21 protein-coding genes and 1 pseudogene are annotated in these 24,442 nt (G+C 72.7%); 9 read left to right on the top strand and 13 right to left on the bottom strand.

What is annotated here, in order from left to right; genetic code table 11:
• The first annotated feature begins 177 nt into the window (after positions 1–177).
• The 8 genes from ACIRB4_RS03560 (at position 178) to ACIRB4_RS03525 (ending at position 9,708) form a co-directional block, all read left to right on the top strand.
• A complete protein-coding gene (locus ACIRB4_RS03560; protein ID WP_403288174.1) occupies positions 178–1,335 on the top strand; it encodes a glycosyltransferase in 1,158 nt (385 codons plus the stop codon).
• Positions 1,332–2,786, top strand: a complete 1,455-nt coding sequence (locus ACIRB4_RS03555) for a sugar transferase (RefSeq protein ID WP_403288173.1) — start codon at positions 1,332–1,334, stop codon at positions 2,784–2,786. Before ACIRB4_RS03560 ends, ACIRB4_RS03555 begins: the two co-directional genes overlap by 4 nt.
• Positions 2,786–4,099, top strand: coding sequence for an O-antigen ligase family protein (locus tag ACIRB4_RS03550; RefSeq protein WP_403288172.1), 1,314 nt, complete (start codon positions 2,786–2,788; stop codon positions 4,097–4,099). Before ACIRB4_RS03555 ends, ACIRB4_RS03550 begins: the two co-directional genes overlap by 1 nt.
• A gap of 244 nt (positions 4,100–4,343) precedes the next feature.
• Positions 4,344–6,008: a murein biosynthesis integral membrane protein MurJ gene (gene murJ / locus ACIRB4_RS03545; protein WP_403288171.1), complete on the top strand. Its 1,665-nt coding sequence runs from the start codon at positions 4,344–4,346 to the stop codon at positions 6,006–6,008.
• Positions 5,917–6,726, top strand: a complete 810-nt coding sequence (locus ACIRB4_RS03540; RefSeq protein WP_403288170.1) for a polysaccharide deacetylase family protein — start codon at positions 5,917–5,919, stop codon at positions 6,724–6,726. Before murJ ends, ACIRB4_RS03540 begins: the two co-directional genes overlap by 92 nt.
• The gene (locus ACIRB4_RS03535; RefSeq protein ID WP_403288169.1) at positions 6,723–7,856 is read left to right on the top strand and encodes a glycosyltransferase; all 1,134 of its coding nucleotides are present in this window, start codon (positions 6,723–6,725) and stop codon (positions 7,854–7,856) included. The genes ACIRB4_RS03540 and ACIRB4_RS03535 overlap by 4 nt, the downstream gene beginning before the upstream one ends.
• Positions 7,857–7,864: 8 nt before the next feature.
• Positions 7,865–8,560, top strand: coding sequence for a lipopolysaccharide biosynthesis protein (locus ACIRB4_RS03530; protein ID WP_403288168.1), 696 nt, complete (start codon positions 7,865–7,867; stop codon positions 8,558–8,560).
• Positions 8,557–9,708, top strand: coding sequence for a GNAT family N-acetyltransferase (locus ACIRB4_RS03525; RefSeq protein WP_403288167.1), 1,152 nt, complete (start codon positions 8,557–8,559; stop codon positions 9,706–9,708). The genes ACIRB4_RS03530 and ACIRB4_RS03525 overlap by 4 nt, the downstream gene beginning before the upstream one ends.
• 33 nt (positions 9,709–9,741) lie before the next feature.
• Here the strand turns inward: ACIRB4_RS03525 and ACIRB4_RS03520 are convergent, their stop codons facing one another.
• From ACIRB4_RS03520 to ACIRB4_RS03505, 4 genes are all read right to left on the bottom strand, one after another.
• A complete protein-coding gene (locus ACIRB4_RS03520) occupies positions 9,742–11,250 on the bottom strand; it encodes a glycoside hydrolase family 26 protein (RefSeq protein WP_403288165.1) in 1,509 nt (502 codons plus the stop codon).
• Positions 11,251–11,458: 208 nt separating this feature from the next.
• Complete coding sequence (locus ACIRB4_RS03515; RefSeq protein ID WP_403288164.1) at positions 11,459–11,689, bottom strand: chaplin; 231 nt, start codon at positions 11,687–11,689, stop codon at positions 11,459–11,461.
• Positions 11,690–11,915: 226 nt separating this feature from the next.
• On the bottom strand, positions 11,916–12,077 hold the full coding sequence (locus tag ACIRB4_RS03510; RefSeq protein ID WP_403288163.1) for a hypothetical protein: 162 nt from the start codon (positions 12,075–12,077) through the stop codon (positions 11,916–11,918).
• A gap of 222 nt (positions 12,078–12,299) precedes the next feature.
• Positions 12,300–14,336 carry a thioredoxin domain-containing protein gene (locus tag ACIRB4_RS03505; protein ID WP_403288162.1) on the bottom strand — a complete coding sequence of 679 codons (2,037 nt, stop codon included), beginning with the start codon at positions 14,334–14,336 and terminating at the stop codon, positions 12,300–12,302.
• Between the two features lie 199 nt (positions 14,337–14,535).
• On the opposite strand from ACIRB4_RS03505, the gene ACIRB4_RS03500 reads away from it, so the two are divergent.
• Positions 14,536–15,102 carry a Uma2 family endonuclease gene (locus tag ACIRB4_RS03500; RefSeq protein WP_403288161.1) on the top strand — a complete coding sequence of 189 codons (567 nt, stop codon included), beginning with the start codon at positions 14,536–14,538 and terminating at the stop codon, positions 15,100–15,102.
• Between the two features lie 89 nt (positions 15,103–15,191).
• On the opposite strand, the gene ACIRB4_RS03495 is transcribed toward ACIRB4_RS03500, so the two are convergent.
• The 9 genes and pseudogenes from ACIRB4_RS03495 to ACIRB4_RS03455 all read right to left on the bottom strand — a co-directional run bounded on the left by ACIRB4_RS03495 (position 15,192) and on the right by ACIRB4_RS03455 (position 24,441).
• Positions 15,192–15,923 carry a DUF4365 domain-containing protein gene (locus ACIRB4_RS03495; RefSeq protein WP_403288160.1) on the bottom strand — a complete coding sequence of 244 codons (732 nt, stop codon included), beginning with the start codon at positions 15,921–15,923 and terminating at the stop codon, positions 15,192–15,194.
• Positions 15,924–16,445: 522 nt separating this feature from the next.
• Positions 16,446–16,604: pseudogene (locus tag ACIRB4_RS03490) on the bottom strand (DUF255 domain-containing protein); the annotation flags it as partial.
• Positions 16,605–16,710: 106 nt separating this feature from the next.
• Complete coding sequence (locus tag ACIRB4_RS03485; protein WP_403288159.1) at positions 16,711–17,946, bottom strand: helix-turn-helix domain-containing protein; 1,236 nt, start codon at positions 17,944–17,946, stop codon at positions 16,711–16,713.
• Positions 17,947–18,099: 153 nt separating this feature from the next.
• Positions 18,100–18,252, bottom strand: coding sequence for a hypothetical protein (locus tag ACIRB4_RS03480; protein WP_403288158.1), 153 nt, complete (start codon positions 18,250–18,252; stop codon positions 18,100–18,102).
• 164 nt (positions 18,253–18,416) lie between these two features.
• Positions 18,417–19,046: a pyridoxamine 5'-phosphate oxidase family protein gene (locus tag ACIRB4_RS03475; protein WP_403288157.1), complete on the bottom strand. Its 630-nt coding sequence runs from the start codon at positions 19,044–19,046 to the stop codon at positions 18,417–18,419.
• 3 nt (positions 19,047–19,049) lie between these two features.
• On the bottom strand, positions 19,050–20,315 hold the full coding sequence (locus tag ACIRB4_RS03470) for an ATP-grasp domain-containing protein (RefSeq protein WP_403288156.1): 1,266 nt from the start codon (positions 20,313–20,315) through the stop codon (positions 19,050–19,052).
• Positions 20,316–20,368: 53 nt separating this feature from the next.
• Positions 20,369–21,619 carry an ATP-grasp domain-containing protein gene (locus tag ACIRB4_RS03465; protein WP_403288155.1) on the bottom strand — a complete coding sequence of 417 codons (1,251 nt, stop codon included), beginning with the start codon at positions 21,617–21,619 and terminating at the stop codon, positions 20,369–20,371.
• Between the two features lie 37 nt (positions 21,620–21,656).
• Positions 21,657–23,168: a condensation domain-containing protein gene (locus ACIRB4_RS03460; protein ID WP_403288154.1), complete on the bottom strand. Its 1,512-nt coding sequence runs from the start codon at positions 23,166–23,168 to the stop codon at positions 21,657–21,659.
• A gap of 4 nt (positions 23,169–23,172) precedes the next feature.
• Positions 23,173–24,441, bottom strand: a complete 1,269-nt coding sequence (locus ACIRB4_RS03455) for an ATP-grasp domain-containing protein (protein WP_403288153.1) — start codon at positions 24,439–24,441, stop codon at positions 23,173–23,175.
• Position 24,442: the final 1 nt, after the last annotated feature.

Below are 24,442 nucleotides of genomic sequence, written 5' to 3'. Positions count from 1 at the left end.
CGAACTCTTCTTCTCTCCCGATCTCGACGGGTCTTCCCTTCCTCCTCTCATCAAAGCGGAGAACCTGTATGCGGAATTCAGCGGTTGGTGCGGTGCGCCGCGGTCTGTTGTGCGTCCGCGTCCCGAACCCTTCGGCCGAGGCGGCCGAGACCGTCCGGCTCGAAGTGCTCTTCTGACGTGCGGCCTTCACGGAAATCGGATTCCCATTCCCTCACCGTTCTGCACGCGGTCCAGCCCGGTGAGGCCGGAGTCGCCCGTGTCGTCACGGATCTGGTCCGCGCCCAGCTCGGATCGGGGATGCGGGTGGCGGTCGCCTGCCCGCCGGACACCCCGCTCGCCGGCGCCGTCCGCGCCGAGGGCGCCTCGGTGCACGTCTGGCGCGCCGGGCGCGAGCCCGGCCCGGCGCTGGTCCGCGAGACCCGCGACCTCGCCCGCCTGATCGGCACCGTCCGCCCCGCCCTGGTCCACGCCCACAGCGCCAAGGCCGGGCTGTGCGCCCGACTCGCCCTGCGGGGCCGGATTCCGACCGTGTACCAGCCGCACGCCTGGTCCTTCGAGGCCGTCGACGGCACGGTCGGCGCGCTCGCCCGGCGCTGGGAGCGCTGGGCGGCACGCTGGACGCAGCGGATCGTCTGCGTCAGCGAGGCCGAACGCCGCACCGGCGAGGAGGCCGGCGTCCGGGCGTCCTGGTCGGTCATCCACAACGGCGTGGATGTGGCCAGGTTCGGCGGTGCCGGCGCGCAGCCGGAGCCCGATGTCTCCGGGCGCGACGGCGGCCCCCTCGTCGTCTGCGTGGGACGGCTCTGCCGGCAGAAGGGTCAGGACGTGCTGCTCGCCGCCTGGCCCGCCGTCGCCGCCGAGTTCCCCACCGCCCGCCTGGTGTTCGTCGGCGACGGACCGGACGGCGAGCGGCTGCGGGCCGGAGCGCCGGCCTCGGTCCGGTTCGCCGGCGCCGTGGCGGACACCGCCCCCTGGTACCGCGCGGCCGACCTGGTCGTTCTGCCGTCCCGCTGGGAGGGCATGGCGCTGGCGCCCCTGGAGGCCATGGCGAGCGGCCGGCCGGTCCTCGTCAGCGACGTGGCCGGGGCCCGCGAGAGTCTCCCACCCGGCCACGAACCCCTGTGCCTGGTCCCGCCCGAGGACCCGGCCGCCCTCGCCGCCGCCGTCGGCCGCCTTCTCGGCCGGCCGGAGCTGCGGCACTCCCTGGGCCGCCAGGCCCACGAGCACGTACTCAGCAGATTCGATGTGCGGCGCACCGGCGCGGCCGTCGCGGACGTGTACCGCGAGCTGGCCGGAGTGCGGTGCACCGAGCACAGAGAGCCGATTGCCCAGTGACCACGGAAAGCACCAGCGTCCCTCCCGCACCGGGCCCCTGGCCCTCGGCGACCCACGCGGGCCCCGGTCTCGCCGCCCTCGCCCCGCAGCGCGGCCGGCCGGACCGGCTGGCGCTCCCGCCGCGCCGCCCCGCGCCGCCGCGGTTCGCCGCCGTACCGCTGATCGCGGCCGACGGTCTGGCCGTGCTGCTCGCCGTCGGGCTCATGCCCGCCCCGCACTCCGGGGTCCGGCTGCTGCTCCTGGTCGCCGGGCTGGTCCTCGCCCTCGACGCGTACGCGGGTCTGCACCGGCCCGGCCGCCTCGCCTCCGTACTGGACGAGCTGCCCGCGCTCGCCTCGCGCGCCGGGGTCGCGTGGTGCGTGGCGGCCGCCGCCGTCGCCGCGTACACCCCGGGGCGGGCGATCGGTCCTGCCGCGCTCTGCGCCGCGTACGCCACGCATCTCGCCGCCGTGTGCGTGGCGCGCGGTGCGGTCCACGCCCGCAGGCGGCGGATCGCCCGGGCGCATCCGCGGTCGGCGCTGGTGGTCGGCGGGCCGGGTGCGGCGCGCCGGTTCGCGGCGGTGGTGGGGCAGCATCCGGAGTACGGCATCAGACCGGTGGGGATCGTCACCACCCGGCAGGACGGCGGGGCTCCGCAGCACCCGACGGAGGCTGGGCTTCCGGTCCTGACGACCACGGAGGAGATCCACCGGGCGGTCATCCAGACCACCGTCCGCGACGCGGTGTTCCTGACCGAGGACCCCGGGCTGGTGAGGCTCTTCCAGCACTACGGCTGCACGACCTGGCGGGTGGGCGGCGAGGGTCAGGACGGGCCGATGAGCGACCACCTGTGGGGGTACGGCTGCCGCCGGCTCGTACCGCTGTCCGAGCGGCGCGGTCTGGCCGCGAAGCGCGCGCTCGACCTGGCGGTGGCCGGTCCCGCGCTGGCCTGCTCGCTGCCCGTCCTGCTGCTGTGCGCGCTGGCCGTGCGGCTCTCCGACGGGCCCGGTGTGCTGTTCCGGCAGGAGCGGGTGGGGCAGAACGGGCGGCTCTTCACGCTGCTGAAGTTCCGTACGCTGCGCCCGGCCGACGAGACCGAGTCGGCGACGCGGTGGAGCGTGGCCGACGACCGGCGGATGAGCGCGGTCGGCGGGTTCCTGCGGCGGACCTCGCTGGACGAGCTGCCGCAGCTGTGGAACGTGCTGCGCGGGGACATGAGCCTGGTCGGACCCCGTCCCGAACGGCCGTACTTCGTCGCCCAGTTCAGCCGCATCCACGCCGGATACGCGGCCCGGCACCGGATGCCGGTCGGACTGACGGGACTGGCGCAGGTGCACGGACTGCGCGGCGACACCTCGATCGAGGACCGCTGCCGTTTCGACAACCACTACATCGACCACTGGTCGCTCTGGCAGGACGTCCGCATTCTGCTGCGCACCGCGGCCGGTCTGGTCCGACCGGCGGGGAGCTGATGATGGCGACGGCCGCGGCGTTCGCCGCCGCGCCCGCCGACGTACGCGACCTGGCGCGCAGGGCCGGGGCGCTGTCCCCGGTCCTGGCGGTGATCGGACTGCTGCTCGTCCCGGCCGGCGGCGGCGCGGAGGGCGGCACCGGCGGTACGGGCACGATCGCGGACGCGGCCTCCGGGCTGCTCGTCCTGATCTGCCTGGTGCGGGTGGTACGCGGCGGAGCACGGCCGCTGACCCGGTGGGCGGCGGTCGTCCTCGGCCTGCCGGTCCTCGGGATCTGTCTGGCCGCCATCACCTCGAACGACCCGGCGGCGAGCCTGCCGGGCGTCGCCCGCTACGTCCAGGTCTTCGTGCTCGTCCCGGCGGCCGTGCTCCTGACGATCCGCGACCGGCGGGACTTCGCGGTGGTCGCGTGGGCGCTGGTCGCGCTGGCGCTGCTGCAGGGCGCGGTCGGGGTGACCCAGTCGCTGACCGGGACGGGCGCCTCGTACATGGGCGAGGACGTGCGGGCGGTGGGGACGTTCGGCCCGACCGATGTGATGGGCATGGCGACGGTCGTCTCGTACGGTCTCGTCGTCGTCACCGGCATCGCGCTGGGCAGCGGCCGGGGGCGGACCCGGACGGTGGCCCTTGTCTGCGCGGGCCTGCTCCTCCTGCCGCTGGTCCTCTCCTACAGCAGGGGCGCGTGGATCGCGACGGTGCTGGCGTGCGCGTTCCAGCTGCTGCTCTCCGGTCTGCGGCGGGCCGGGCGGGTGGCGCTCACGGTGGGCGCGCTCGCGGTGGTCCTGGTCGGCGGGCTCGGGATCGGCTCGACGATGGTGAAGGAGCGGGTCGCCAGCATCACGCGGGTGACGGCCGCGCCTGACCAGTCGGTGACGGACCGGTACACGATGTGGGCGGCGGCCGGGCGGATGTGGCGCGCGGAACCGCTGACCGGGGTGGGCCTGAAGGGCTTTCCGCGGTACCGCGACTCCCACGCCTCGCTGGCGCTGTCCTCGGGCAGTGACACGGCGGGCGCGGGGTCGGCGTTCCAGCGCCAGCCGCTGCTGTCGCCGCACAACATGTACCTGCTGGTGCTGAGCGAGCAGGGCCTGGTGGGGCTCCTCGCGCTGGCCGGGAGCTGGGCGGCGCTCCTGGTGGGGGCGTTGCGACGGCGCGCCCGGGGTGCGGACTGCGCGCTGGTGGCGATCGGACTGCTGTCCTGGCAGCTGGTCGACTTCTTCTACGCGGACATCGGCGGGCCCTCCACGGTGCTGCTGTCGGTCGTGCTCGGCCTGGCGGCCTGGTGGTCGCTGGCGGAGGTGAAGCGTGCGTGACCCCTGGCGGGGGGACCCGGAACCGACGGACGCGTTACCGCGAGGCGGGGGCGCGGCCCTCCACCCGCAACGGGGCACGGACACCGGCTCGGCTCCCGCCGCGCAACGGCCGGACGGCGTTCACCGGCCGGGCGCCGACGGAGGCTCGGCCGTCTCCGCGCAACGGCCGGACGGCGTCCCCGGCCCGGCGCCCGCCGGGCGCCGGAAGGGTGCCGTCGGTGCGCCCCGGCGGGGCCGGCGGCGTGTGGCGGCGTCGGCGTCCGGGCGGTTTCTGGCGCGGGCCGCCGCCGTCACGGCGGGGCTCACCGCGGCCGGGGCGGTGCTCGGTCTCGTACGGGACCAGATCCTGGCGCACTTCTTCGGCGCGGGCGCCGAGACCGACGCGTTCCTGGTCGCCTGGACCGTGCCGGAGTTCGCCTCGACGCTCCTCATCGAGGACGCGATGGCGCTGATCCTGGTGCCGGCGTTCAGCCGCGCCCTCGCCCGGCGGTGCGGCGGCACGGCCGACGACCCCGTCCGTGCCCTCGTACGCGCCACGCTGCCCCGGCTGGCGCTCACCGTCAGCGCCGTCTCCTCGCTGCTGATCCTCGCCGCGCCGTTCCTCGTCGCCGCCCTCGCGCCCGGTCTACCCGATCCGCGGCTCGCCGTCGACTGCACCCGGCTGACCGCCACCTGCGTGCTGACCTTCGCGCTCGCCGGCTACTTCTCCGCCGCGCTGCGCGCGCACGGCCGTTTCCTGTCACCGGCCGCCATCTACGTCGCGTACAACATCGGGATCATCGGCACGATCGTGGTGCTGCGCGAGCCCTTCGGCGTGCGGTCCGCCGCGGCCGGTGTCGCTGTCGGCGGCGTACTGATGGTGCTGGTCCAAGCCCCCTTCCTGCTGCGGGAGTTGCGGCGCCCGCCGGTGGCGAAGGAGGCGGAGCCCGATACGACCGGTACGGGCGACGGGCGGCTCCTCGTGCTCGGGCTCATCGCACCGGTCATCGTCTTCGCGCTCTCCCGCCAGTCGCAGATCCTCGTGGAGCGCTTCCTCGCCTCCCCGCTCCCCGCCGGCGCCATCTCGCATCTCAACTACGCGCAGAAGATCGCGCAGATGCCGATGATCCTCTCCCTGATGCTGTGCACGGTCAGCTTCCCGGTCGTCGCCCGCGCCATGGCGTCCGGTGACACCGAGGGTGCCCGCCGCCGCGTCGAGCGGGATCTGCTGCTCGCCGCCGTCGTCGTCCTCGGCGGCGCCTCGATCGTCATCGCGGCGGCCCCGCAGATCGTCGAGATCCTCTTCCAGCGCGGCGCGTTCGACCGCACCGACACCGCGGCGACCGCCGCCGTGATGCGTGTCTACGCCCTCGGACTGCTCGGCCAGACGATGGTCGGCGCCCTGGTCCGCTGCTACTTCTCGGCCGCCCGGCCGCTCTGGTACCCGGCCACCGCGATGGCCGCCGGTCTCGCCGTGACCGCCGGCGCCGGAGTGCCGGGAGCCCGGCTGTGGGGCGCCGTCGGCATCGCCGCCGCCAACGCGCTCGGGATCACCCTGACCGCGGTGATGCTGCTCCTCGGGGCGCGCCGCCAGTCCATCCCCCTCCGCGTCCGCACCCTCGGCGAGGGGCTGCTGCGGCTGGCAACGGCGGCCGCCTGGGCCACCGGCGCCGGCTGGCTCTGCTCCTCCCTGATCGGCCCGGCCGTCCTCTCCCTCGCGATCACGACGCTCGTCGCCGCCGGGGTCTTCCTGCTCTTCCTCGCCTGCGCCCCCCGCGCGCCGGACATCCCGCCCCTCACCCGCACCGCATCACGAAGGCTCGCCCATGCACGCTGTCATGGCGCCCCGCGCCGCCGCGATTCGCCGTCTGCTGCCGACGCCGCCCCTGTGGGTGGCGATGTACCACTCGATCGCGGACACCCCGGATGATCCGTACCGGGTGACCGTCTCCCCCGACCGTTTCGCCCGGCAGCTGAACTGGCTGAGCGACCGGGGCCTGCGCGGCGTCTCGGTGCGCCAACTGCTCCGCGCGGCCGCCGCGGGCCGCGCGAAGGGCCTGGTCGGCCTCACCTTCGACGACGGGTACGCCGACTTCCTCGACTCCGCCCTCCCCCTGCTGCGCCGCCATGACTTCACCGCCACCGTGTACGTCCTGCCCGGCCGGATCGGCGGTGAGAACGGCTGGGACGGCGAAGGACCCCGCAAGCCCCTGCTGACCGAGTACGGCATCCGGCGCGCCGCCGAGGCCGGTATGGAGATCGGCTCGCACGGCCTGCGGCACGTCTCGCTCCCCGCCACCGACGACGCGGCCCTCGCCGACGAGACCCGGCGCAGCCGCACCCTCCTGGAGGAGATCACCGGCGCGTCGGTGGACGGCTTCTGCTACCCCTACGGGCATGTCGACGCCCGGACGATCCGGGCCGTGCGGGACGCGGGCTACCGCCACGCCTGCGCCATCGACCCCGGCCGGCTGGCGAGCGCGCACGCGCTGCCCCGGGTCCACATCGACGAGCGGGACACCGCGTGGCGGCTCACCGCCAAGCGCGTCCTGCACCCCCTGCGCCGCCGCCAACCCGCCGATCTGCACCGTACGCGGGCCTCTTCGCCAGCACTGGCCACGAGCCCGGCGGGGGCGGAGGCCCGATGAAGGTCCTGCACATCATCACCGGCCTCGGCATCGGGGGCGCCGAGCAGCAGCTCCGGCTGCTGCTGCGCCATCTGCCCACCCGGAGCGAGGTCGTCACCCTCACCAACCCGGGGCCGGTCGCGCGCGGCATCGAGGCCGACGGCGTCCCCGTCACCCACCTCGGCATGGCGGGCAACCGCGATCTCGGAGCCCTGCCACGCCTCGTCCGGATCATCCGCGCCGGACGCTATGACCTCGTCCACACGCACCTCTACCGGGCCTGTGTGTACGGCAGGATCGCCGCCCGTCTCGCCGGGGTCCGTACCGTCGTGGCGACCGAACACTCCCTCGGCGACACGCAGATCGAGGGCCGTCCGCTCTCCGCCGGCACCCGTGCCCTGTACCGGGCGACCGAGCGGCTCGGCACCGCCACGGTCGCCGTCTCGCCCAGCGTCGCCCGCCGCCTGGCGGAGTGGGGCGTGGCCCCCTCCCGTATCCATGTCGTCCCGAACGGCATCGAGTCGGCCCGCTTCGGCTACACGGAGGACGCCCGGCGTCTGACCCGGAAGCTGCTCGGCCTGCCCGAGGACGCGTTCGTCGTCGGCGGGGTGGGGCGGCTGGCGCCCGGCAAGCGGTTCGACCGCCTCGTGCGGGCGGTGGCGGCGGTGCCGGAGGCGCGGCTGCTCCTGGTCGGCGAGGGCGAGGAGCGCGAGCGGCTCCTCACCGCGGCCCGCGCGTACGGGGTGGCCGACCGGGTGCTGCTCGCGGGGGCCTGCGAGGACCCGCCGCCCGCCGGCGGCGAAGGGCCCGACCTGCCGTCGCTGCTCGCCGCGATGGACGTCTTCGTCTCCACCTCGCCCGACGAGGCGTTCGGGCTCGCGGCCGTCGAGGCGCTGGCCGCCGGACTGCCCGTGCTGTACGTGGCCTGTCCGGCGATCGACGACCTGCCGCCCGGCGCGGCGCCCGGGGCCCGGCGGATCGGCCCGTCCGTACCCGAACTGATCAGCGCGCTGGGCGGCATCCGGGACGCCCGCCCCGTCCGGCTGCCACCGCCCGCCGCCGCTCATCGCTACGACATCGCCCACAGCGCCCAACAGTTGATGTCCCTCTACGAACAGGCCGTCCACGGCACCCCTCCTCCCTCGAAGTGAGCCAGCCCATGAACCCGTCCCGTTCCGCCCTGCGAAGCGCTCTGCGCGGCCCGCGCCGATCGTGGCTCCTGCCCGCCTCCGTGCTGGTCGGCGCCGCCCTCGGGGGCGGCTACGGCGTGCTGAAGACCCCGGAGTACGAGGCGACCAGTTATGTCGTCGTGGTCCCCGGCGAGAAGTCGGACCCGGCCTCGGCCGTCGGGTTCGCCCAGGCGTACGGCAGGGTCGCCACCGACCTCGCTGTGACCGGCGACGCCCAGGTGTGGGCCGGGGTGCCGGTCGCGACCCTGCGCTCAAGTGTGCAGGCCGCGACCTCCCCCGACGCGCCGATGATCTCCCTCACGGCGCGGGCGTCCGAGCCGGCCAAGGCGGTCTCCATGGCCGACGGCGTCGCCCGCGCGCTGGTCCTCAACAGCACGCACGTCTCCGGCAGCACGGGGGTGAAGGTCGTCCAGTTCTCCCGGGCGACCAAGCCGGTGGAGCCTGTCTCGCCGTCCGCGCCGCTGTCCGCGCTGGTCGGCGCCTGCGCGGGCGGTCTGCTCGGCGGACTGGCGCTCCTTGTCCGGCCCCGGCGCACCGCCCGTGCCGAGGCCCGCCACTCGCGGCAGCCGTCCGCCGCCGTCCCGGGTCCGTCCGCCGCCACGTCCACGCCCGCGACGGCGGCGGCGACCGGGACCGTGCACCGGCACGAACCGGAGTCGGTGTGACCACCGGCGGCACGCACGGTCTGCGGAGCGAGGTCTGCCGGGACGGCGCGGAGTTCGGCCGGCTCGCCGAGCGGTGGACCTCGCTGTACGGGCGGTGCTCCACGGCGACCCCGTTCCAGTCCCACTCCTGGCTCCACTCCTGGTGGCTGTCGTACGGCAGGCCGGGTGCGCTGCGGCTGGTCCTCGTACGGCGGAAGGACGGTGAACTGGTCGCCGCCGCGCCCCTGATGCGCGCCTGGCGGCCGCTGCCGGTCCTCACCCCGCTCGGCGGCGCCATCACCGACTTCACCGATGTGCTCCTCGACGACGCCTGCCCCGAGGCCGTGCCCCTGCTGGCCCGGGCGCTGGCGGAGGCGGCGCGCGGGGCGGTGGTCGACCTGCGCGAGGTGCGGCAGGGCGCGGCGTCCGAGCGGATCCTCGCCTGCTGGCGCGGGCCGCGCCGCCGGCTCGCCGACTCGCTCTGCCTGGAGCTGCCGGCGGTGCCGATGGACGCCCTGCTCGCACGGATCCCCACGGGGAAGGCTCAGCAGCGGGTGCGCGCCAAGCTGCGCAAGCTGGACGCCCTCGGGATCGACGAGCGGGTCGTGACCGGCGAGGAGGTGCCGGCGGCCCTGGAACGCCTCCTGACCCTGCATCAGCGTCAGTGGCGCGGCCGGGCGGTGACCGTGGAGCACACCAGCGACCGGTTCGCCCAGCATCTCGCGCGGGCGGTGCGGCCCATGGTCGAGCGCGGGGACGCGATGGTGACCGAGTTCCGGCTGGCCGGGGACGTCGTGGCCGCCGATCTGACCCTGATGTCACCACGGCTGTCCGGGGGCTATCTGTACGGCGCCGACCCGGTGCTGCGCGACCGGAAGGTCGACGTCGCGACCATGCTGCTGCGGCACGGGGCACGCCGGTCGGGCGGGAGCGGCCGGGTCACGTTGAGCCTGCTCAGGGGCGATGAACCGTACAAGCGGCACTGGCGGCCGGAGCGCGTCCCGAACCAGCGGCTGATGATGAGCGGCTGGGGTGCGGCTCCGCTGCTGTGGTTGCTGGCGGGCGCGGCGGGCGCACGGCGCTGGGCGGGCCGGCAGGCGCGGGAGCGGGCGTGGGTTGGGCGGGTGGTCGGACGGCTGCGAGGACGGACGAACGGCGGCGGAGGCTGATCGCCTCCGCCGCCGTGGGGGGTCCTTCTCCGGTCAGAACACCCACAGGGCGTTCATGAATCCGTTCCAGCCGTCGTCGGCCTCGTCCTTCCAGCCGCTGTCCTTGGGGACGCAGATGGTGCCACCGATCCAGCTCTCCACCCAGGAACCGAGATTGATGGTCCAGCACTGCGTCTCGGGCTTGGGCTCGGGCTTGGGCTCCGGCTTGGGCTCGGGCTTCGGTTCCGGCTTCGGTTCCGGCTTGGGCTCGGGCTTCGGCTCCGGCTTCGGTTCCGGCTTCGGCTCCGGCTTCGGCTTCGGCTCCGGCTTCGGCTCCGGCTTCGGCTCGGGCTTGGGCTCGGGCTTGGGCTCGGGCTTGGGCTCCGGTTTCGGTTCCGGCTTGGGCTCGGGCTTGGGCTCGGGCTTCGGCTCCGGCTTCGGCTCCGGCTTCGGCTCCGGCTTGGGCTCGGGCTTGGGCTCGGGCTTCGGCTCCGGCTTCTGTGGGATCTCCGGAACCTCGGGGAGCTCAGGAACCTCCGGCACCTCGGGGATCTCCGGCTCGACCCCGTACAGCTTCTGCCGGAAGACCTGCGCCGACCGCGGATTGTCGCCGCACTGCCAGACGCCGTGCGGGCAGTAGTCCGTGATCGTGTGATACAGCGGCTTGTGCTCGTCCATCCATTCGAGCATCCGGCGCATGTACTCGGCATTGTCGCCGTTCCGGAAGAGCCCCCATTCCGGATAGGAGATCTCCTTGCCGCGCTCGGCCGCGAAATCCACCTGCTTCTGCAGCCCGTACGGCTCCTTGACGTGCCGGTCGAAACCAGCCCCCGTCGGCTGATCGTACGAGTCCATGCCGATGATGTCGACGACGTCGTCACCCGGATAGCATTCCGTCCACGGAATGGCGTCCGTCCCCCGGCTCGGGGTGAAATCGAAGCGGAACTTCTGGCCGGGAACGGAACGCATGGTGGTGACGATCCGGTTCCAGTACTTCTTCCACGCCGTGGGATCCGGCGCGCACCGGTGCGTGTACGTGGTCCCGTTCATCTCCCAGCCGAGGACGATGACGGTGTCCGCCGCCTTCAGGCCGACGAGCCGTTCGGCCAGCGTCTTGAAGTGATGGTCGAAGTACCCCGCCGCACCGAGCTGGAGCTGACGGCGGACCTCGTGGTCGGAGACGCCGGCCTCGTTCCGCTCCAGCATCGGCACGTTCAGGACGAACAGCCGGTCCTTCCGCTCGTTGCGCCACTCCGCCCAGGCGTCCAGGAAGCCAGGGGGGCCCTCGATGTTCGACCAGAGGTCACCGGGAAGGTACGTGTGGCCGACGCGCAGCTCGCGCCCGCCGAGCCACCGCTCCAGCTGCGAGATCCGGCTGACACCCACCGGACCCGATTCCAGGAATGCTCCCATCGCGGTGGACAGGGACGGTGCGGGGTTTTTGGCCGGGACGGGTTCGGCGGCGTGAACGGGGGAGGACAGCGCGACGGAGCCGGATGCGAGGAGACCGGCGGTGAACACCCCCAGCCACACTCTCGATGTCTGCCGCTTTCGATGGGCCATGGCCACTCCTTCGGGAATCACACCGTTTGACGATCCGTCAGTCTGATACTCCGAAAGTATTCCTAATGGGCTGGCCGTGGACGCGATCACGATCCGTTCAGTAGCCCATCGGGGGATATACATCGCCCGGTTGGTGCACCCGGACATGGAAAAGGCCGGCCCCGGACGGCGTGGTGGACGCCTTCCGGGACCGGCCCCTGAGAATGCGTCAGGCGTTGACGCAGGTGTTGCCGAAGGCCGGGTTGACCAGGCCGATGAGGTTCACGCTGTTGCCGCAGATGTTGATCGGCACGTGGACCGGCACCTGGACGACGTTTCCGGAGACGAAGCCCGACGAACCGACGGCCGCGCCCTTCGCTCCCGCGTCCGCGAAGGCGGGCGACGCCGCACCCATGGCCATGACGATTCCGGCGACGACGGCCGCAGCCCTCTTACACATCATTTCGTCTGGATCCTTTCTACGGCGGAAGGCTGTTCACGGATTTCGTGATGCGCGGGCGCATTCATGCGCCCGGCCTCCGCTGCACACATCTCAACGACCATGCCATATAAGGAAACCGGTAGATCGTCGGATCGGCGCCCTTCACTCCATCGCACTCATCGAATTCCCCCGAATGCCGCGCGAACGGCACAGCGGGCACTCCGACGGACGCACACACCGCCGTTCAACGCGGCCAGATGGGCGTGTTCATCAGCCGTTCCCACTCCAGGTCCGGCATGCCCGGCACCGTACGGCCAGCGCGCGCCCAGCGCTGAACCATCGAGGAATAGACGGGCGACGGGGAGGAGGCGGGGTCGATACGGGTGGCCGGTGGCGGGTCCGCCACATAACGGCTCCTCGGAATGAAGGCCATCCGCTCCCATTTACCTGGGTCGGGCGCCATCTTCTCCCTCCCATCCAGTGCGGGCTCCCCATCATTCCACAGCCCCCGCACGAGGGTGATTCGTCCCGTCGATGTCGCGTCGCGTACCTGTGTGCGACGGAAATCGATTTAACGTGCGGACATTTCCCATTCCTCGGGCTCCGGTGGCACGGCCTCGTCCTCCGGTCAGCGGGACAGTACGCGGGCCAGCTCGGCCGGATCCGTCGTCGGCGCGTCGCAGGTGAAGTGACGGCAGACGTACGCGGCCGCTCCCCCGTCGACCAGAGGGCGGTCCTTGAGCAGCGGGAACTCGGCGCTGTCGGGGGAGCCGAAGGCGACGACCGCGCCGGGCGCGGGGGACAGCACCGCCGTGCGGTGCAGGGCACGGGCCGGGCCGTCGTCGAAGGCGTCATCCGCCGGGGAGACCACCGCGATCTCCCGGGGCCCGTCGAGCAGCGCCTCGGCGGTGGCCAGACCCCAGCCGATGAACCGGGGCGCGCGCGGCCCCAGCGCCTTGACCACTCCGAGCGCACCCTCGGCAGCGGCCCGGTGCGCCTCGGAGCCGGTGTGCGCGGCATAGGAGAGCAGCGCGCCGGCGGCCGCCGTCCAGCCGGACGGGGTCGCGTTGTCGGTCGGGTCCTGGGGCCGGCGGATCAGGGTCTCGGCATCGTGCGCGGTGTCGTACAGCGCGCCGCCCTCGGCGACGAACTGGTCGAGCACGATGTCGAGCAGGAACCCGGCGAACTCCAGCCACACGCCCTCCCCGGTGACCCCGGCGAGCGCGAGGAACCCCTCGGCGACATCGGCGTAGTCCTCCAGGACGCCGGCATTGGCTCCGGCATGACCGTCCTTGGAGGTACGGGAGAGCCGCGCGCCCTCGCCCATGTGGAGGCGTACGAGCAGGTCGGCGGCCTCCGTCGCGCGCTCGACCAGGTCGGGCCGGTCGAAGAAGGCGCCCGTCTCGGCGAGGGCGGCGATCGCGAGCCCGTTCCAGGCGGCGACGATCTTGTCGTCGCGGCCGGGGCGCGGGCGCCGGTCACGCGCTGCGAGCAGCCGCTCCCTGACCGAGGCGATCCGGCCGGCGTCCGCCACCCCCGCCTCGCTCGGGAGCTGGAGGACGGAGGCCCCCTCCTCGAAGGTGCCCTCCTCGGTCACCCCGAAATACCGGGCGGCGTACCCGGCGTCCTCCTCCCCGAGGACCTCGGCCAGCTGCTCCGGCGTCCAGACGTAGTACGCGCCCTCGACATGCCTCCCGGTCCCGTCGTCACTGTCGGCGTCCAGCGCGGAGGCGAAACCGCCTTCCGCCGTGCGCAGTTCGCGGACCATGAAGTCCGCGGTCTCCAGCGCGACCCGCCGGGCGAGGTCACTGCCGGTGACCCGCCACAGATGCGCGTACACCCGGCACAGCAGGGCGTTGTCGTACAGCATCTTCTCGAAGTGCGGCACGACCCAGTCGCGGTCCACGGAGTAGCGGGCGAAGCCGCCGCCGAGCTGGTCGTAGATACCGCCGCGGGCCATCGCCTCGCAGGTGTCGGCAGCCATCTGGAGCGCGCCCTCCGCCCCCGTACGGGCGTAGTGGCGGAGCAGGAACTCCAGCGCCATCGACGGCGGGAACTTGGGTGCGCCGCCGAAGCCGCCGCGCGTGGCGTCGTACTCCCTGGTCAGGCCGAGGAGCGCTTGGGCCAGCTCCTGCTCGCCGGGGACGCCGGCGCCGCCGAAGGCGAGGGAGCGGGAGGAGAGGTCCTTGACGATCTTCCCGGCGACCTCGGCGACCTCGTCGCGGCGCTCGGTCCACGCGCGGGAGACGCCCTCCAGGACGTCACCGAAGGACGGCATGCCGTGCCGGGACTCCGGCGGGAAGTAGGTGCCGAAGTAGAAGGGCTCCCCGTCCGGCGTCATGAACACGGTCATAGGCCAGCCGCCCTGTCCGGTGGCGGCCTGCACGGCCTCCATGTAGACGGCGTCGACGTCGGGCCGCTCCTCGCGGTCGACCTTGACGGACACGAAGTGCTCGTTCATGTACGCAGCGGTGTCGTCGTCCTCGAAGGACTCGTGCGCCATGACGTGACACCAGTGGCACGCCGAGTATCCGACCGACAGCAGAACGGGCACATCGCGCCGTCGTGCTTCCTCGAACGCCTCCGGTGTCCAGGGCCACCAGTCGACGGGATTGTCGGCATGCTGCAGCAGATAAGGCGAGGTCACACCAGCCAACCGGTTCATACGATCCAGCCTCTCACAGTGCCTGGCGCGACCGGGGAAACCCTCACGCGCCCGCCTCGCTTGGCCGAATTGCACTCCTGGTCCATCTCGTGGTGGCAACTCCACTCCCTCCCTCCGGAGCGGGCGGCCTGGCACCTCGGAACAGTAGGCTGGGCGCAGCAGTGCTGGACCTGCCGAGGCTCCTCGAAGGAGGTACACCATGACCGCCGAGATGGTGGCGCCCGCGTGGATGCATTCGCAGATCAGCGCGGAGCAGTACGACTCCTGGTCCGAGGAACAGTGCGCCGGCATCGAGATCGTGGACGGGATGGTCGTCGTGAGCCCGAGCGCCTCCAAGCGGCACAACCGGCTGGCGCGAATCCTGGCCAATGCCCTGGACGCCGCCGCGGGCCCGGACTGGAACGCGGACACGGACTTCGACGTCCGCCTGCAGGACGTTCCGCTCACCAACCGCCGTCCGGACGTCATCGTCTACCGGGCGGAGACGATCGACCTCACACCCACCCGCCCCGAGCACGTACTGCTGGTCGTCGAGGTCGTGTCGCCCGGTTCGGAGACCACGGACCGGATCGTGAAGGTGGACCAGTACTCCAAGGCCGGCATCCCCTTCTACTGGCGGGTCGAGCAGGCCGCCACCGGGCTCCCGATCGTCTACACGTACGTTCTGGACCCCGCTACCAGGGCCTACCGGGACGGCGAGGTGTTCACCGGCACGGTGAAGGCCACCGCACCTTTCTCCATCACGGTCGATCTCGGGGCCCTGTAAGGGACCGAGGCGTCGCCCCGCTGTCGACGTTTGGCTGTCACCGGGCTTTCCGGGCATGCCGAGCTTTGCGGAATCCATCACCACCGAATCTAGAAGGGCCTGTCTTCTGCGACTGGTCGACGCCACCATTCGGTGGACTTGAAGCAGCCCATGAGCCAGTGTGCTTCGGCACCATCAAGGATGATGTCCCCGATCGACGGGATGAGATCGAGGCGAAGCATCTGCTCCTGGATGCGCACGGGCTCCCAGTCGAGGTCGTGATGCAGCAACACCGCAAACGGCTCCCCGCGCTTCTGCCAGAAGACCATGGGCTCGCCAACTTCGTTGATGAACGGTTTGACGATGTCGTTCGGCTCGAAGTCGACGTCCGCCATGTCCGCCCATCTGCCGACACCCTCGCGCTCCCGAGCCAGGTAGTTTCGCATGCGCTGGACGAAGGCCTCGAAGGTGGAATCGTCCAGCGTGGACTCCCGCCGGACGACAACGGACTTCAACGTCTTGCGCAGCGCTTCTGCTCGGCGAAGCTGACGAGTCGCATTGGCCCAGAAGAGGCCATTCCGCTCGGGGTCGTGGACGACGCAGAGCACCGGCAGGCTGCCGTCGCGCCAATTGTCCCCATGGTCCCCGACCTGGACGCGGTACCCCCGCCGGGTGCGCGTCGAGACCCCGCCCTTGACCTGCACGGCCAGAGAGTCCGCTGTTCGTCGCCCATCCTGGACGAAGGTGACGTGCAGATCCTCTCCGTGGTCGTTCGCGCCGTCGATTTCCTGCACGATGTGGCCGTTCCGCTCCAGCAACGAACGCACCTCGTTCACGGCCATGCGTCCAACGCGCCGGCTCTCAGGAACCTTAGGCATCTCGCCCCCCTGTTGATCTGTTCGTCAAGGCTAAGGCAGCGCGCCCACACGCAAGCCGACTACGAAGACGTCGAGTTGACGCACCAAGACAGGCGAGGGCGGGGGTGGCGCGAAGAGCCAGCCGCTCACCGGATGGCATCGGCGAGTTTTCCGTCACCGCGATCTCATAGAGAAGGAGCAGTCGGCCCGCTCGTTGGCGCTCGGCTCCCGAGCGCTCGCCCCTGACTTCCGACTGCGATGACTGGTCGAAGCTCAAGACACCGAGCGGGCCCCGCGTGAAGGAGCGGCCGGCCCGCTCGCTGACGCGTGCCTTCGAGGCGCTCTCCTTGCCCCTACGCAACGACCTCGGAGTGGCGGCTCGCATCGAAGGGTCCCCCCGCGATCGTCCTGACCTCCGACCGAGGCGACTGGTGGAAGCTCTGCGAGCAGTGCGTGATCATCAGGGAGACATGAGCACTGCCGACTCCTGGGTGCGCGAGTTCACTGGCACCAGTGGCAGGCGCTGTAGCCGACGCTCAGGAACACGGGGACATCACGACGCCGGGCCTCTTCGAACGCGTCCTTCTCCCATGGCCACCAGTCGACGGGGTTGTCCGCGTGCTGGAGGAGGTAGGGGGACGTGGCCTGGGCGAGTCGGTTGGACATACCCCCTTCCTCGCGCACCCGCCTCCGCCCCGCCCCTGCGCCACAGGGGCGGCACGCGAAACGGGGCGGAGAAGTGCCGCGGGCCGACGGAGGCCGCGGCGGTCGGTCATGAGGGGGGTGACACGGTTCCCACGGCGCACTCGGCCACCGTCCGCCAGACCTCGGCGGCCAGTTCTGGCATCTGGGTGCTCTGCACCTCGGTGGCCAGCTCCTGCAGCCGGGCCACCGCGCGCGTGTCGCCGGAGCGGGCGGCCAGCATCTCCTGAAGGATCCGGAAGCGGATCCGGTCGCGGTATGTGAAGAGCTGGAGGCCATGCTCGGCCTCCGCCACGAGTTCGGCCGCACGGTTGGAGTCGCCCCGGCGGAAGGCGAGTTGCGCCCGGAGGAAGAGGAACTCCTGGCGGTGCCGGGGCGGCCCGGCGAAGTCCAGGACCGGTTCCACGGCCGCCAGCAGAGCCTGCGCCTGGTCCAGTCTCGGCGGCGTGCTCTGGAGGCAGAGCGAGGCCGCTCCCAGCCGTAGCCGCATCCAGAGGGTGATGTCCTCCCGGCTGTCCAGGGCGTCGATCGCCTTGTCCAGGTACCGGCGCGCCCCCTCGGCGTCGCCCTGGCGGGTGCTCACGGTCGCGGCGGTCCAGTACGCCTCGGCGGTGAGGGCGCCCCGCTCGGACGGCAGCGCGGCGAGGACGTCGAGGCTGAGCCGCATCGCCTCGGCGACGTTGCCGAGCTCCGTCTCCGCCGAGACCAGGAGCAGTCGGCTGCGGAGCAGATCGGTGACGGGGATGCGTACGCGGTGGTGCTCGCCCAGTTCCAGGGCCTCGCGGACCGCCTGGCGGGCCAGCCCCATGTCGCCGCGGTTGCGGGCGCACCGGGCCACCCGCTGTTTGGTGTACACATGGAGTGCGGGGCGCGCCAACTCGTCGCTGATCTTGCTCAGTTCGGCGAGGACGTCCCACTCCTCGGTGAACTCGCCGAGCGAGGCGTGCACCTGGGCGAGCAGGGCGAGCGCCTGCCAGCGGGTCGAGGGGTCCGCGTCCGTGGCCCGCTCGAGCGCGCCGGCGAGGAGGTCGCGCATCTCGGCGTCACGTTCGCTGTCCGGCCGGGACGCCAGGGTGGCGACGACGTCCAGGAGGTCGTCCTCGGTGGGCTCGGCGAAGCTCTCGACGGGAATGCCGAGCCGGTCCGCGAGGTAGTCGACGGCACGCTGGGTGGGGAACCGGGCACCCGACTCCAGGCGGGAGAGATACGCCGCGGACATGCCCGGCCCGGTCAGCTCCGCCTGGGTCTTGCCCTGCTGAAGCCTCAACTGACGCAAGCGTCGTCCAAAGCCAGGTTGCTCCAGCATGCGACCACCGTCTTCGAGGGTTCGTCCGATGCCTCACACAAGCATCGAGGGGGGCTTCCATGGCCCCCCTCGACACATTGTGACAACGATTGACTGGCACTGGCAACCGCGTCTCAGAACCGCAGGTCCGCAATGGCCGAAAGGCGCCTCGGATTACGGCCAGTCGATCGTGACGGCGGCGTGGAGGGCAAGAGTGCGCGTCTCCCCCGCGGAAACGCCCTCGCCCGCGCCGGCCGATACCGCACCCGCGAACAGCAGGGCTGAGAAAGCGAGGGCGAGTATTCGGGCAACAACGGTCTTCTTCATGGGAATCCTTTACTGAACTCAATGATCGCCCGCGGCAGGGCGGTGCCAACGTATCCGGCCGGGCACGCGTCTGGCAAGACTTGACAACGATGGCAATTCCCATGAAGGACACGTCGGCTTCACCGGTTCTTCACCCGCTCCGCGCCTCGCGGTGGCCGTGACCCTCAGGGCGGCCCCGGATAGAGGTGCCGCTCGTACTCGGGGCCGTACCGACGCTCCAGGGACTCCAGCGACGCCTCGGTCCACTCGGTGGCCCGGGCGATCCGCGCCCGGGAGGACACCGCCTCCGGAGCCCAGGACTCCGGTTGCCACAGCCCTGCCCTCATGAACGACTTGGCGCAGTGGAAGTAGGCCTCCTCGACGCTCACCACGAGAGCCAGCCGCGGCCGGTTGCCCCGGACCACCATGTCGTCGAAGAAAGGGGCGGAACGGACCAGGCGGGCGCGTCCGTTGACCCGGAGCGTGTCGCCCCGCCCGGGAATCAGGAAGATCATTCCCACCCGGGGGTTCTGCAGCACATTGCGCCAGGTGTCGAGCCGGCGATTGCCCGGCCGGTCGGGTACCGCGAGCGTACGTTCGTCGAGAATGCGCACGAACCCCGGTGGATCGCCGCGCGGCGAAACATCACACGTGCCGTCCGTCGCGGCGGTGGCGATCAGGCAGAAAGGCGAATTCCTGATCCATTCGCTTTCGTACGCACGAAGAACCGGAGTCGCCTTGCGGAACACCACGGGATTCGCCGGACCGACCAGTTCCCGCAGTTCTTCCTCGGTGTGTATCTCGTCGTACTCCATGCGTCACTCGGCCGGATCCGCCGCATCGGCGGCGTCAGCCGGTTCGGGCGTCGTGGCGACCCGGATCGTGGCGCAGGCCTTCTCGCACAGCGCCACCGCGGCGTCCGCGTCCGCGGCCACGGCGATCACCTGACCCAGGCGGTCCCAGCTCGACCGCAGCGGCCGGACCACGCTCCCCTGCTCCACCGGCAGGTCCACGTCGACGACCCCGTCCAGGGCCCGGGCCTCCTCAAGACCCTCGATCGCGGTCACCGTGCCCGGTTCGGCTCCGAGGAACCGGGTGGCCGCCGCCCGCAGCGCGGCCGGCCGCTCGTCGAGAGCCGGCAGCCCCCCGCCCGGCCAGGCCACGGTGTACCGCTCGATGTCGAAGCCGTAGGCCTCCTCCACCAGGTCCCTGATGCGGTCGCCGCCCGGCCGGTTGTGCGACTCGATCACCCGCGGCCCGCGCTCCGACAGCCGCACCTCCGTGTGGCTGGGGCCGCTCACCACTCCCACCGCGTCCAGGAACGTGGTCACACACGCCACGACCGCCGCCTCGTCCGCCGGGGAGATCCGGGCGGGCACCACGTGCCCGAGCTCCACGAAGTTGTCGTAGGTCAGCTTCTCCGTGACGGCCACCACCACATGGCGGCCCTCGAAGGTGAACGCCTCCACGCTGAGCTCCGGCCCGGATATGTACTCCTCCATGAGGAATCGCTCCAGCGGGAAGAAGCGGGCGAACTGGTGGTCCGAGTGACGCAGCCTCGTGATCGTCTCCCACACCTCGTCCAGTTGGTCCGCCGACTCGACCAGCTGGAGCCCCAGGCTGCCGATGCCGTCGACCGGCTTGACGATGAACGGGTACCCGTGGCGCGCGCCGAAGGCCGTCAGGCTCTCCCGGTCGCCGACCTCCTCCGCGGCGACCGAGACCGACGGGGCCGCGGAGGCCAGGTGCCGGCGCATGCTCAGCTTGTCCCGCAGCAGGTGGGCCACCTCGTGGGAGACGCCGCCCAGGCCCAGCAGGTCGCTGATCCGGCCGGCCGGCTCCACGCCCGCCTCCGTCGTGGTCACCACGCTGGTGAAGCCGTAGGCACGGTGCGCGGCGGCCACCAGGGGCTCGGTCACCGACCAGTCGGTGTAGTCCACGAGCAGCGCCGCGTCCACCAGGGAGGCGTGTTCGGGGGTGAACTGGCCGGGCTGCTGGAGGTAGACGACGCCGAGACCCTGCTCCTTCGCCTTGCGGACGTTCTCGATCCGGCCGCCGACGATCAGCACGCGCTGTTCGGACATGATGCTCCTTGACATGGGAAGTTCGATGGTGCGGTCCTTCGGACCGGTGGATCTCAGACGCCGGTCACGGGCTCCGCGTCCTCGGTGAGCTCCACCACGGCCTCGGTGGTCAGCCGCCGTGCCAGCGCCCGCATCCGGTCCGGGGTGTCGCAGTCAAGGACCGCCCACGCCAGGCGGTCCCCGGAGTCCTCGGCGGGACGCACCCGCGCGCCGGGTGCCAGCCTGACGTCGTGCCGGGCCACCTCCGGCCGGGCGGCCCACGCGGACAGGTCCAGTACGGCGAGCGTGCCCGTGCCCGGGGACGACAGGAAGAGACTGCCCGCCGAGCGCACCGGTCCGTGGCCGTCCGGCACGGAGGGCTCCTCGTCCAGGGCGAGGCGCAGGCAGGCCCCGAAGACGTCGAACCCGTGGGCGCGGGCGACGAGCTCCATGATGTGGTCGCCCGGGGTGCGGACCGCCACCTCCATGATCACCGGCTCGTCGTCGGCGACCGCCCGGAACTCCAGGTGGGCGATGCCGGTCACCATGCCGAGCGCGGCCACCACTGCGCGGCACAGCTCGTCCGCCGCCTTCCGCAGCGTGGGGCGGTCCGCTCCGTAGCCCGCCTCGTGGAGCAGCTCGACGAAGTGCGGCGGGCCGGTGGTCTCCTTCCGGGTCAGGTTGGTGAACAGCACCCGGCCGCGGTGCACCAGGGCCTCCACGCTGTACTCCTGGCCCTCGACGTACCGCTCGACGAGCAGCGGTCCTTCGGCGTCCCGGCGGGCGACCGCGTCCGCCCACTCGTCCGGGGTGCCGATCCGCTCCACGCCCTGACTTCCCTGCGAGGACACCGGCTTGACCACGACGGGCAGCCGCTCCAGGGCCCAGTCGGTCGCCTCCGACAGCCGCCGGGTGTGGCGGTGGGCCGGCTGGGGCAGACCGGTGCGGCCGAACTCGGCGCGCTGCAGGGCCTTGTTGCGGGAGACGGTCGCCGCGTCCAGGCCGGGGCCGGGCAGCCCCAGCCGGTGCTGGACCATCGCCGTGGCCAGCACGTGCGGCTCCGCGAATCCCCAGACGGCGTCCGGCCGCAGCCGGGCCGCCAGCGTCATGGCGGGCGCCAGCCAGGCCTCGTCACGGCCCGCGGCCGCCTCGTCCACCGGCTCGAAGTCCACGAGGCACGGGAAGCGGTCCGCCAGCGCCGCGTGACGGGTGGGGGTCTCCACGACGCCCACTCGCAGCCCCAGGGTCTGAGCCGCGTGCAGATACCCTTCCGCCATCACGCCGGCGCCGACCAGGAGGGCCGTGCGTTGCTGATCTTCTGCCATCGTCGGTGCTCCCAAATCTGTCTCGTACGAGGGGGGTTCAGCCCACCGGAAGGTCCGGGCCGGGCGAGTCCGCGTCCTGCGCCGGGCGGTCCGGTTCCGGCAGCGCCGGGTGGTCGGCGTCCAGCGCGGCCGCGCACAGCAGCCGTTCGAGGGCGGCAGTCCGCCGCTCGGCCCACTCCGGCGGGTGGACCGCGGTGTCGACCTGCAGGAGCAGCCGGATTCCGTCGGCGTCCACATCGGCGCTGAGGTAGTGGCTCGCCCGCCACGGGTCGGCGTCGGTCCACTCCGTCACGGCTCGCGGCTGGGCGGCCGCGAGTTCCGCGGCGGTCGTCGGGCGGACGGGCAGGGCCGTGGAGCGCGGGCGGTAGTTGAGGGCCGGGGTGGTGTCCAGCCGTACGCCCCGCTCCTCCTCCACGGTCCGGAGCAGCGCGGCCAGCCGGTCGGGCGGGCAGCCGCCGGCCCGGAAGGCGCGCAGTGAGGCCGCCGCGGTCAGGCGCACCAGTTCGTGGAAGGTGGCCCCGGCCGTGTCGACGCAGCAGGGCACGGGCTGGGACAGCGGCAGGACAGCCGCCGCTGTCTCGGGCCGCAGCCGGTTCGCCGAGATCAGCTGCACCGCCCCGTACCGGGTGGTGCCGGTGCCGTCGCCCGGTACGGGACCGGTCCTGGCGGCGTCGAGAGCGATCAAGGCGGCCGCGAGGACGGTGGCCGGGGACTCTCCGGTGCGGGCGGCGACGGCGCCGACGGCGAGGTCCAGGGCGGGGGAACGGTGACGGAGGAACCGGTACCGCGGGCCGGCCGGGGGGCCGGCCACCGGTCGCGGGGCGGGCGGCATGCGGCGGTACGCCTCCTCGGCGAGGCGCAGGGCCCGTCGCGCGGACCGCTCCCCCGCCGGGGACGCCTCGGCGGCCGCCTGCTCGCGCGGCCCGCGCGGGGCCGCGCCCGGGGCGGGGGCGGTGCGGGCCACCGGGTCGGCCTCGGCGATCCGCTCGACCAGGTGCGCGGAGACCGGGACGAGCGCGAACGCGTCCACGGCGACATGGCTGAACGCCAGGGCGAGGTACCGCGCGTGGCCCTCCTCGGTGACGAGCGCCGCGCGCAGCGGCCAGCACTCCGTCACGTCCAGGGGCGGGGCGGCGAGCGCGCCGAGGACGGCCCGCGCGTGGTCGTCGGCGGCGCCGGCGGGCGCCTCGTGGACGGCGAGGTGCAGCGTGCCCCGGGTGTGCACCCGCTGGTGCGCTCCGCCGGCCTCGTCCCGGACGACCCGGCTGCGCAGCACCTCGTACCGTTCGAGCAGTTCGCGCAGCGCGGCGGCGGTGCCGGCCTCCGTCGTCCCGGCGCGCAGCCGGTAGAGGCGGGGCACGTTGAGCCCCCGCCCGTGGGCACGGGCCGCGTCGACCTCGGCCAGGTAGTACCGCTGGCTCCAGGTCAGCGGCGCCGCGACCGTGTCAGCGGCCGCCGCGTCCGCCGGCGCGGGGCCGGCGGCGAGGAAGCGTACGGGGACGGTACGGGCCGGGGGCGGCGCGGACCGCGCCGGGGCGGGGCGGGGCACGGTGCTACGCCTCCGGGGCGGTCTCGTCGAGGGGCGACCAGGTGAAGGTGAGCGTGTCGCCGGCCGCGTGGGCGCGGGCCAGGGCCTGCTCGCGGTCGGCGCCCTCGGCGATGATCCAGGCGGCCCGGTCGCGGTTGGAGCCGTTGGCCCGGTAGTCGATGCCGGCCTGGACGCCGGGCCGCAGGTGCACCTCGTGGACGCCGTCGAGGGCGAGGGCCTCCTCCACGCCGTCGATGGCGTCGAGGTGGCCGCTGGAGCGGAGCATCAGGAAGTGGATGGCGGCGGTGCGGTCGGTGGTGAGCGTCAGGTCCGGGGTGCCGCCGAGGAGCGCGGTCATGTGGAGGCGGCACATGTCGACACCGCTGGCGATGCGGACGGCCTCGGGGATGCGGTCGCCGGCGATGCGGCCGTTGACCTCGATGACCCGGGCGTCCTTGCCGTCGGCGGTGAGCTTGAGCTCGACGTGGGACGGGCCCCAGGTGATGCCGACGGCCTTGACGGCGAGTTCGGCCTTCTCGACGAGCAGTCGCTCCTGGTCGCCGGGCAGGACGGCCGGGAAGACGTGGCCCATCTCCAGGAAGAGCGGCGGCTCGCTGCCGATCTTCTCGGTGAGGCCGAGGACCTTGCCGTGCATGATCTCCGCGGAGTACTCGGCGCCCAGGACGCACTCCTCGACGATCACCTGGGGGGTGACCGAGTGGCCGAGGTACTCGCCGAGCCGCATGACCTCCGCGGTGATGGCGGTGACGTCCGCCGCGTTCTCGCAGCGGCGGACGAACAGGCTGCCGGTGAGGTCGAGGGGCTTGACGACGACGGGGTAGCCGATCTCCTCGGCGGCGGCCGCGGCGGCCTCCGGCGATGCGGCGACCCGGAAGAGCGGGTTGAGGCCGGGTACGTCGGCCATCGCCTCGCGCATGGCGGACTTGGAGCGGCAGATCGCGGCGGCGGCCGGGTCGGGCCCGGCCAGGCCCAGCCGGGCGGCGACGCGGGCGCCCATGTCGCAGTAGTACTCGTAGACGGAGGTGACGCCCACGAGCTCGCCCTGGGTGGCGAGTTCCTCGCAGAAGGCCACGATCGCGTCGGCGGAGTCGACGTCGCAGGCGCGGATCTCGACGCCGAGTTCGGCGTAGTCGTGGAGGAGCGAGGGGTGCAGGTGCGCCGGATCGGCGGCCAGGATGATCGGCGTGATGCCCTGCTCCAGCAGGAAGCGGGCGCAGTCCTGGCCGGCGCCGGTCCACGGGGACTCGATGAACACTACGTAGCGGGGGGACACG

It is taken from the genome of Streptomyces sp. NPDC093600 (genome assembly GCF_044764755.1).
GTDB lineage: Bacteria > Actinomycetota > Actinomycetes > Streptomycetales > Streptomycetaceae > Streptomyces.
The sequence above is the reverse complement of the archived record's forward strand: the minus strand, read 5'-3'. Positions and strand labels throughout refer to the sequence as shown.

What these genes read in the sequence shown, in the direction of transcription:
- ACIRB4_RS03550 (WP_403288172.1), top strand. Translation starts at nt 2,786, where the DNA reads ATGATGGCGACGGCCGCGGCGTTCGCCGCCGCGCCCGCCGACGTACGC.
- ACIRB4_RS03540 (WP_403288170.1), top strand. Translation starts at nt 5,917, where the DNA reads ATGGCGCCCCGCGCCGCCGCGATTCGCCGTCTGCTGCCGACGCCGCCC.
- ACIRB4_RS03535 (WP_403288169.1), top strand. Translation starts at nt 6,723, where the DNA reads ATGAAGGTCCTGCACATCATCACCGGCCTCGGCATCGGGGGCGCCGAG.
- ACIRB4_RS03530 (WP_403288168.1), top strand. Translation starts at nt 7,865, where the DNA reads ATGAACCCGTCCCGTTCCGCCCTGCGAAGCGCTCTGCGCGGCCCGCGC.
- ACIRB4_RS03520 (WP_403288165.1), bottom strand. Translation starts at nt 11,250, where the DNA reads ATGGCCCATCGAAAGCGGCAGACATCGAGAGTGTGGCTGGGGGTGTTC.
- ACIRB4_RS03515 (WP_403288164.1), bottom strand. Translation starts at nt 11,689, where the DNA reads ATGTGTAAGAGGGCTGCGGCCGTCGTCGCCGGAATCGTCATGGCCATG.
- ACIRB4_RS03505 (WP_403288162.1), bottom strand. Translation starts at nt 14,336, where the DNA reads ATGAACCGGTTGGCTGGTGTGACCTCGCCTTATCTGCTGCAGCATGCC.
- ACIRB4_RS03500 (WP_403288161.1), top strand. Translation starts at nt 14,536, where the DNA reads ATGACCGCCGAGATGGTGGCGCCCGCGTGGATGCATTCGCAGATCAGC.
- ACIRB4_RS03495 (WP_403288160.1), bottom strand. Translation starts at nt 15,923, where the DNA reads ATGGCCGTGAACGAGGTGCGTTCGTTGCTGGAGCGGAACGGCCACATC.
- ACIRB4_RS03485 (WP_403288159.1), bottom strand. Translation starts at nt 17,946, where the DNA reads ATGCTGGAGCAACCTGGCTTTGGACGACGCTTGCGTCAGTTGAGGCTT.
- ACIRB4_RS03480 (WP_403288158.1), bottom strand. Translation starts at nt 18,252, where the DNA reads ATGAAGAAGACCGTTGTTGCCCGAATACTCGCCCTCGCTTTCTCAGCC.
- ACIRB4_RS03475 (WP_403288157.1), bottom strand. Translation starts at nt 19,046, where the DNA reads ATGGAGTACGACGAGATACACACCGAGGAAGAACTGCGGGAACTGGTC.
- ACIRB4_RS03470 (WP_403288156.1), bottom strand. Translation starts at nt 20,315, where the DNA reads ATGTCCGAACAGCGCGTGCTGATCGTCGGCGGCCGGATCGAGAACGTC.
- ACIRB4_RS03465 (WP_403288155.1), bottom strand. Translation starts at nt 21,619, where the DNA reads ATGGCAGAAGATCAGCAACGCACGGCCCTCCTGGTCGGCGCCGGCGTG.